General features: G+C 48.4%; 1 protein-coding gene. It reads right to left on the bottom strand.

Annotated elements, in window-relative coordinates; genetic code table 11:
• Nucleotides 1–377, bottom strand: a 377-nt coding sequence (locus tag HMPREF3039_RS12105; RefSeq protein ID WP_156473619.1) for a PA14 domain-containing protein, incomplete at its 3' end; no start/stop codon positions are given.
• Nucleotides 378–547 lie beyond the last annotated feature (170 nt).

Raw genomic sequence — 547 nt, 5'->3', positions numbered from 1 at the left:
GCAAGGCAGAACTCTTGTGCGGAGCCCAGGGCGGCATGGTGCTCATGGACGATTTGGCACCAGTAATATCCCTGTTCCAGTACGACGCTCTCCGGCTTCACGGGAGTGTCTTTTGCTTCTTTGGTGAGTTCTACATTCTTGAAGGGAATGGACAGGGAGATGGAGGAATCGGCGGCCAGGGAAAGGAAATAGGTTCCTTCTTTCATGATCTTGAGGTACCCGGTCCATTCATGGCGAGTGTCATCGGAAGCGGAGCGTGGAGTGATGAGAACGGGAGCGGTGATGCCGTTGACGTAGAAGTCGCCTTGTGGGAGGCCATTGGCGAACATGGGAACAAAGGGATAGCGAGAAGCCAGGGTGTTGTCGGTATTGTTCATTGTCTTGTAACTTAGGTTTTTGAATGATTTGAAAAATGTAAAAATCAGGATCAGAGTTAGTTGTTTTATTCAACGGCGCAAGAGGTAAAAGGGAGAGGGTGTTATAAGCAATTTACCTTGAATGGTTATAGTAATGATTTGTGCCACAAGGGTTTCCACGCCTTATACGT

This window comes from Akkermansia sp. KLE1798, assembly GCF_001580195.1.
Lineage (GTDB): Bacteria > Verrucomicrobiota > Verrucomicrobiia > Verrucomicrobiales > Akkermansiaceae > Akkermansia > Akkermansia biwaensis.
Note: the sequence above shows the minus strand (reverse complement) of the source record. Positions and strands in the feature narration are given on the sequence as shown.